Annotated in this window: 8 protein-coding genes; 6 read left to right on the forward strand and 2 right to left on the reverse strand. The window is 41.3% G+C overall.

Features of this window, described 5'->3' with window-relative positions; translation table 11 throughout:
* From WBM49_RS08200 to WBM49_RS08210, 3 genes are all read left to right on the forward strand, one after another.
* On the forward strand, positions 1–1,189 hold a 1,189-nt coding region (locus tag WBM49_RS08200; protein ID WP_424371568.1), incomplete at its 5' end, for a sensor histidine kinase.
* Positions 1,190–1,199: 10 nt separating this feature from the next.
* Positions 1,200–1,868: a histidine kinase gene (locus WBM49_RS08205; protein ID WP_424371569.1), complete on the forward strand. Its 669-nt coding sequence runs from the start codon at positions 1,200–1,202 to the stop codon at positions 1,866–1,868.
* 150 nt (positions 1,869–2,018) lie between these two features.
* Positions 2,019–2,684, forward strand: coding sequence for a hypothetical protein (locus tag WBM49_RS08210; protein ID WP_424371570.1), 666 nt, complete (start codon positions 2,019–2,021; stop codon positions 2,682–2,684).
* On the opposite strand, the gene glyA is transcribed toward WBM49_RS08210, so the two are convergent.
* Complete coding sequence (gene glyA, locus WBM49_RS08215; protein WP_424371571.1) at positions 2,674–3,948, reverse strand: serine hydroxymethyltransferase; 1,275 nt, start codon at positions 3,946–3,948, stop codon at positions 2,674–2,676. The two genes, WBM49_RS08210 and glyA, sit on opposite strands and share 11 nt — an antisense overlap.
* 111 nt (positions 3,949–4,059) lie before the next feature.
* Between glyA and fahA the strand changes: the two genes are divergently transcribed.
* Positions 4,060–5,349, forward strand: coding sequence for a fumarylacetoacetase (fahA, locus tag WBM49_RS08220; protein WP_424371572.1), 1,290 nt, complete (start codon positions 4,060–4,062; stop codon positions 5,347–5,349).
* Between the two features lie 125 nt (positions 5,350–5,474).
* On the forward strand, positions 5,475–6,662 hold the full coding sequence (locus WBM49_RS08225; protein ID WP_424371573.1) for a hypothetical protein: 1,188 nt from the start codon (positions 5,475–5,477) through the stop codon (positions 6,660–6,662).
* A 56-nt stretch (positions 6,663–6,718) separates the two neighbouring features.
* Here the strand turns inward: WBM49_RS08225 and ytxJ are convergent, their stop codons facing one another.
* Positions 6,719–7,111 carry a bacillithiol system redox-active protein YtxJ gene (ytxJ, locus tag WBM49_RS08230; protein ID WP_424371574.1) on the reverse strand — a complete coding sequence of 131 codons (393 nt, stop codon included), beginning with the start codon at positions 7,109–7,111 and terminating at the stop codon, positions 6,719–6,721.
* Between the two features lie 157 nt (positions 7,112–7,268).
* On the opposite strand from ytxJ, the gene WBM49_RS08235 reads away from it, so the two are divergent.
* A partial coding sequence (locus tag WBM49_RS08235) for a Clp protease N-terminal domain-containing protein (protein WP_424371575.1) occupies positions 7,269–7,511 on the forward strand: 243 nt, incomplete at its 3' end.

Below are 7,511 nucleotides of genomic sequence, written 5' to 3' on the forward strand. Positions count from 1 at the left end.
CGATCTGACCAGGGCACTTTATATTCGTGATAGTATTGGCGACCTCGAAGGCCTTTCGCTTAATTATTACCATCTTGCTATGTATCACAAGGGTACTGGAAATAAAACAGATGCGTTCGTTTATGCCCAGAATGCGAGGGATATCGCAAAGGAAATCGACAACAACCTGCGGTATATGGAATCCCTCAAACTTTTGGCAGAACTGGATCCCAACAATGCAATTAGCTACAATAATGAGTATATCAGGATCTCAGACAGCCTGCAACAGGAAGAACGCAGGATACGGAATAAATTCAACCGCATACGCTTTGAAACAGACGAAACCCTGGCCAGAAACCAGCAATTAGCAAAGCAACGAATGGTATGGATCAGTATAGCCGGCGGGGTTGTACTCTTAGCTATCGCTCTATTAATAATAATTATTCAGCGGATCAAGAACCAGCGACTTAGATTTCAGCAACAGCAACAAGAGTCTAACCAGGAGATCTTTAACCTGATGCTGGGGCAAAAGCAAAAAGTGGAAGAAGGGAAACAATCAGAACAAAAAAGGATCTCAGAAGAATTGCACGACGGGGTTTTAGGCGAGATGAATGGAATACGGATGATCTTACTGGGGCTCAACAAGAAAGCAGATGAAGCCGCTATAGCCTTACGCGAACAGGCCATTGAAAAGTTAAAGCAAGTACAGGAGGAGATACGGACCATCTCCCACGAATTAAACGACACCTCCTACCAGAAGTTGAATAACTTTATGAGCTCTGTAGAAGACCTGCTTAAAAATATTTGTGAGCCTGCAGGAATTAAATACCAATTCACCTATGACCATGACGTGGACTGGGACGGCCTGGAAGGGATCACCAAGATCAATCTCTACAGGATACTACAAGAAAGTTTACAGAATTGCGTGAAACATGCGGAGGCCTCCAACGTATATATTTCATTTGATACCAACGAAAAGGATATGGTGATCAGCATACAGGATAATGGCCGTGGATTTGAAGCCTCCAAGGGTAAAACAGGTATCGGGCATAAGAATATTAAGTCGCGCATAGATAAGATCAACGGCAGATGGTATCTGCGCAGTGCCCCGGGGATTGGCACCACTGTACTGTTGGAGATCCCTTTGAAACATATTTCGCCAGAAGCAAAAAAAGAAATACCTTTACCTAAGGACCTGCAGGAAGTATAAAACAATGCTCATGAAGACGGTAAAAATCTTAGCAGTAGACGATCACGAAATGACCACGCTTGGGTATAAGTTCATTTTGGAGGATACGGAATTTGAGGATTATAAAGTTCAGATGGACACGGCAAAATCCTATACAGAGGCCACCAAAATGATCGAAGATGCTGCAACAGGTATTGTATATGATATTCTTTTATTAGACATTCAACTTTCCAATCCAACCGATGGCCCTGCCAAAACAGGAGAGGACATAGGGATCTTCGCAAGAAAGGTATCCCCATCCTCTAAAGTTGTATTCATGTCTTCTTTCAGTGATAATTACCGCATCAATAGTATCATGCAAGCAGTAGATCCGGAAGGTTATATGGTAAAAACCGAGATCGATCAACAATCGCTTCAGGCCATGGTGAACACGGTACTTTCGTCACCGCCATATTACACCCAGAAAGCGCTGGTAGCCATCCGTAAAAAAATGGCCCAGGATATCTCTCTGGACGAGAATGATAAAAAGATTCTCTATTATCTATCCATTGGTACTAAAACCAAGGATATGGTAAAATTCATTTCCCTTTCCCTCCCGGGTATCGAGAATAGGAAGCGCCAACTTAAATCCCTTTTTGGGGTCGAAAAACAGAATGATCAGGCCCTTATCACCGAATCCAGAAACAGAGGTTTTATTTAGCCTTACCCCTGTTTTAATTTAAAAATTGAGTAATTCTTCTCAATAAATCAGTTAAACACCACAAAACCATAGAAAGTCTATGGTTTTTATATAGTCTACTCCATAGAATTAACATTAGCTTTACATTAGGCGTTACTTAAAAGAGCTGCTATGCCCAATAGACCTAAGAAAGTCAAATTTCATTCTAAATCTCCATATACAGGGAAGAAGGAGATACCTGGGTTGCAATCACTCAGGAATAACCTGGAGAAGGACTACTTTTCGGATGTTTCCATCCGTAATTCTGCCGTATGCTGTGAACAAAATAATCTCGTCATTGAGTTCAATTGTGCATTGGGACTTCATGAGGTTCTTTACCATATTCAGCAAGGAACCTGGGGCACCAACCAGCCTATGGTGGTAAATAAGGGGAATACAGTGTTAAGCCAGCATATGCAGAGCATAAGGGCGCTCAATCACAGCTTTATTGATGTAGAAGAACTTTCCTTTATACTTAAAGACTGCACTATTATCATCAAAAAACTAGGACCAGAGAGTGTTGAACAAGAATTGGATGCCATTTTGAGTTCCTTAGCGGAAAATTATGTCTATCTCACCCGCCATTTATCTGAAACTCCTACGGAAGTATTTATTCCCGTCTATGAGGAAGTAAGTTCTGGAGATCATTATACCGCATTGGCAGGGCCTGCACGAATTGAAGAGAAAGGCTATTACTCCTTTTGGGGGTTGTATTTCGAATCAGATACAGAAGCAGTGATCTATGATCTGAAAAGCAAAAACATCATCTCCGGAGATCTCAATTTGCTCAATCATTAAAAAGCGGACGCTTTTTCATCATCTTATTTACATTTTCCTTTACCCCGGCAATCACTTTTTCATCCTCAGGATGACTCAGAACTTCGTCTATAAAGGATACTATTAACTTCATGTCATCTTCTTTTAGACCACGGGTGGTGATCGCCGCAGTTCCAAAACGTATTCCTGAAGTGATAAAAGGCGACTTGTCATCGAAAGGCACCATGTTTTTATTTGCAGTAATATCGGCCTTTACAAGAACATGTTCTGCTTCTTTCCCTGTGATATTCTTATTGCGTAGATCTATAAGCATCATATGGTTGTCTGTTCCTCCTGAAATGATCTTGTAATCCCTGGCAACAAAGGCTTCGGCCATGGCGGCAGCATTCTTTTTTACCTGTATCATATAATGTAAGAACTCTTCTGTAAGGGCCTCTCCAAAGGCAATAGCCTTCGCCGCAATGATATGTTCTAGTGGGCCACCTTGATTCCCAGGAAAAACCGCCAGGTCTATAAGTGCAGACATTTTTCGGAGATTCCCATTCTTTAATCGAATTCCAAAAGGGTTATCAAAATCTTTCCCCATCATAATAAGTCCACCTCGTGGGCCTCGGAGTGTTTTATGCGTAGTTGTGGTTACAATATGACAATGTGGAATAGGGTCGTTTAAAATACCCTTGGCAATTAATCCTGAAGGGTGCGATATATCTCCCAGTAATAAGGCATCTACACTATCAGCTATTTTCCGGAATCGTTCAAAATCCATATCCCGTGAATAGGCGGAAGCTCCTGCAATAATAAGTTTTGGCCTTTCCTTAAGTGCAATCTCCTGTATAGTATCGTAATTCAAAATACCCGTTTCTTCCTCAACGCCATAAAAAGTTGGGCGATATAGTTTGCCTGAAAAATTAACAGGAGAACCATGTGTTAAATGACCTCCATGAGAAAGGTCGAATCCCAGAATGGTATCCCCCGGCTGCAAACATGCCTGAAATACGGCCGCATTGGCTTGTGATCCAGAATGAGGCTGAACATTGGCATATACAGCGCCGAATAATTCTTTAGCGCGTTCAATCGCAAGGGTTTCCACCTCATCCACCACTTCGCATCCCCCATAATATCGTTTCCCGGGATACCCTTCCGCATATTTATTGGTTAGCACAGAACCGGCAGCTTCCATAACCTGTGCACTGGCAAAGTTCTCTGAAGCAATGAGCTCTATCCCATTTAGTTGACGATCTTTTTCGGCAGCAATCAATTCAAATATTTGCGTATCCCTTTTCATAAATGCTATTTTCTTTCAATTGAGGCGTAAAAGTACAAATTGCCCGGTGTTAATGATTATAAAATAATATATTTGATCAGGAATTTATCAAACACAAATTAACAATAGCCCATGCCTATAAAAGCCAATGACCCTTCGAAGTCTTCCTGGTTACCTGTACCGGAAAATTCTGACTTTCCCATCCAGAACATCCCTTTCGGGGTTTTTCTGACCAGGGATGATGTTATAACCATTGGTACACGTATTGGGGACCATGCCATAGATCTTGGAGCGCTTCATCAACTCGGATATTTTAAAGACATCCCTTTAACGGATGATATCTTCCTTCAAGATACCCTCAACGACTTTATCTCCGATGGAAAAAAGACCTGGCGACTGGTAAGGAACCGGATTAGTCAGCTCTTTGAAAAAGACAATCAGGAATTGCAAAAGCACAAGGACCATCAAAAGATCGTCTTGTTCACCATGGACGAGATTGAAATGCAATTACCGGTGCAAATTGGGGATTACACAGATTTCTATTCGAGCAAGGAACATGCCACCAACGTGGGTAAAATGTTCCGCGATCCCGAAAATGCCTTGTTACCTAATTGGCTGCACCTACCGGTGGGCTACCACGGGCGTAGTTCTACGATAATTCCCAGCGGCACGCCTATACGCAGGCCTCATGGACAGACCCTTCCTAAAGGTGCCGAAAACCCGGTATTCGGTCCGTCAAGACTGGTCGATTTTGAGTTGGAAATGGCCTTTATCACTACCGATGCAAATGCCTTGGGAGAACCTATTTCAGTGAATGAGGCAGAAGATTATATTTTTGGACTGGTCCTTTTCAATGACTGGAGCGCCAGGGACCTCCAAAAATGGGAGTATGTCCCCTTGGGACCTTTTTTAGGAAAGAATTTTGCTTCTTCGATCTCTCCCTGGATAGTGACATTAGACGCACTGGAACCTTTCAGGGTAGCCAGTCCGAAACAAGATCCTGAACCCTTGCCTTATTTACAACAAAAAGGCAGTAAGAGTTTTGACATTCACCTGGAAGTGGCCATCGCAACTGAAGAAGGTTCAGAAACCAAAGTTTCTACAACCAACTTTAAATATATGTATTGGACCATGGCCCAGCAGCTGGCGCATCATACCATAAACGGTTGTAAGGTTAACAGCGGGGATATGATGGGTAGTGGCACCATTTCGGGCCCCACTCCGGATTCTTATGGTTCCATGCTAGAACTTTCCTGGCAAGGCACAAAAGAGATCGTACTTAACAATGGTAATACCCGTAAGTTCATTAATGATAATGACACCGTTATCATGAGAGGACATTGCAGCAGGAACGGTATTCGCATCGGATTTGGGGAGGTTTCCACCAAATTATTGCCAGCCATAGACCTCAGTAAAAAATAGAAAAGAGGAATTTACTTCCTGTATTTCATCGATAGTATACGATATATTGACCTTTTTCGTTATGATTTTGGATTATTTTGGCATGGCTCTTGGTTATGCCCAACCAAACCATAAATCAAATCGTCATGAAAAAAGCATTACTTTATCTTTCAGTTATTGTTTTTTTGATTGCCTGTGGAGGTGTTAAAAAAACGCAGGAAGCTATCAATACCGGTAACTATCAACAAGCTATTAACAGCGCGCTGCGCAATCTTGCAGAAAACAAGGACAAAAAAAGCAATCAGGCGTATGTGCTGATGCTGGAAGAGGCCTTTAGCAAGAATATGGAACGTGAACTTCAGAATATCTCTTACCTGGAGAAAGATGGAAATCCGGCAAATCTTGAAGCTATTTACAAGGGATATTCCCAGTTAAAGAATATTCAGCAACGCATACGGCCTTTATTGCCACTGTATGTCAGGGATGAAGGCAGGGATGCGAGATTCAACTTTAAGAATTTTGATGAGGATATCATTGATTCTAAAGACAGATTGTCTGAATACTTATTCGACAATGCCTTGTCTCTATTCAACAATGCGTCTAATAAATTGGATTACAGACGCGCCTATGAAGATTTCAGATATCTGGATGAGATTAATCCCGGATTTGCCAACACCAAGGAACAAATGGAATTGGCTTACCAGAAAGGATTGGATTTTGTAAAGGTGAAGATGATCAACGACACTCAAATGGTGATCCCAAACAGATTGGAAGAAGAACTGTTGAACTTTAACACCTTTGGTTTGGATGACCTGTGGACACAATATCATACGAACCCCTTAAATGAGGTTACCTACGACTATGAAATGCAGGTTGCTTTCAGAAATATCAACATTTCTCCGGAACAAGTAAATGAAAAGCAGTTCATCAAGGAAAAACAAGTGGTAGATGGGTATAGATACCTGGAAGATGAGAATGGCAACTTGGTAAAAGACAGTTTAGGGAATGAAATAAAAGTAGATAATTTCAAAACCGTAACCTGTAACTATTACCAATTTACCCAACAGAAGTTAGCTCAGGTTACCGGAACCGTTAGTTATATCGATTTACAAACCAAACAACAATTGAATACGTATCCGCTATCGAGTGAATTTGTGTTCCAACATATATACGCAAATTACAACGGTGATAAAAGAGCCCTGGATAATAACCTGGTAGCTTTGCTAAACTTAGGGGCGGTGCCCTTTCCTTCGAACGAACAAATGGTATATGATGCGGGAGAAGACCTTAAGGCACGACTCAAAGATATCGTGGTAAGACACCGTTTTAATTAACCTATCCTAATCTTAGAACATATATAAACCCGGAGGCAACACCTCCGGGTTTTATTTTAAAGATATTTCGCTATCGAAACTTCTGTTATGGCGCCGTGAGAAGCATTTCGCACCACTTGCCCATTCTTAATAATCAGCAGCTGTGGCGATTCGTGCCTAATATTGAACCTTTGTGCGATCTGATTGGAAAGCGGCCTGTTGTGTTGTATATGAAGTAAATAGAAATCTGCCTGTTCAGGTTTCAGATCGTATTGCGCTTCTAAAGACCGCAAGACCATGCTACTGATACCACAACTGGTAGAATTTTTAAAGATACATTGTGGCTTCTCGGAAGATTTATCGATTAATTTGTCCAAATCCTCCTCTGAACTAAGTGAACTCCATTGAACTCCCCCTTGCTTTGACTCTGACGACGTTTCGTGTTTCTTGAATAAATCAAATAATCCCATCCTTATATTGTAGTTTAATAGGTACCCTCAAGGGTGTACCTGCCTAATTGTCTGTATTTTAGTCTATGTAACGGCCATTTTGTCTGCTCCAATTAAATGGTAAGATTGTTGACCTATTGATAACAAAAATAGACATAAGAACTAAAAAAACACAGGAATGAATATTAACAATTTCACCATAAAATCACAGGAGGTCATTCAAATGGCTCAACAATTGGCCCAGGAGATGCAGCATCCGCAGATTGAGAATGAACATCTGTTTAAAGCCTTATCGGAAATAGACGAGAATGTTCTTCCTTTCATCTTGAAAAAACTGAATGTAAACCTGCCCATGGTAGAACAAATTCTGACCAAAGAGCTGGAAAGTACTCCAAAAGTAAGTGGAGGAGAACTACAATTC

The sequence above is a fragment of the Muriicola sp. genome (assembly GCF_049669965.1).
In the GTDB taxonomy this organism is placed as follows: Bacteria; Bacteroidota; Bacteroidia; order Flavobacteriales; family Flavobacteriaceae; genus Muriicola.

Coding starts and splice junctions, on each gene's coding strand:
- fahA (WP_424371572.1), top strand. CDS start 4,060: ATGCCTATAAAAGCCAATGACCCTTCGAAGTCTTCCTGGTTACCTGTA.
- WBM49_RS08210 (WP_424371570.1), top strand. CDS start 2,019: ATGCCCAATAGACCTAAGAAAGTCAAATTTCATTCTAAATCTCCATAT.
- WBM49_RS08225 (WP_424371573.1), top strand. CDS start 5,475: ATGAAAAAAGCATTACTTTATCTTTCAGTTATTGTTTTTTTGATTGCC.
- ytxJ (WP_424371574.1), bottom strand. CDS start 7,111: ATGGGATTATTTGATTTATTCAAGAAACACGAAACGTCGTCAGAGTCA.
- glyA (WP_424371571.1), bottom strand. CDS start 3,948: ATGAAAAGGGATACGCAAATATTTGAATTGATTGCTGCCGAAAAAGAT.
- WBM49_RS08205 (WP_424371569.1), top strand. CDS start 1,200: ATGAAGACGGTAAAAATCTTAGCAGTAGACGATCACGAAATGACCACG.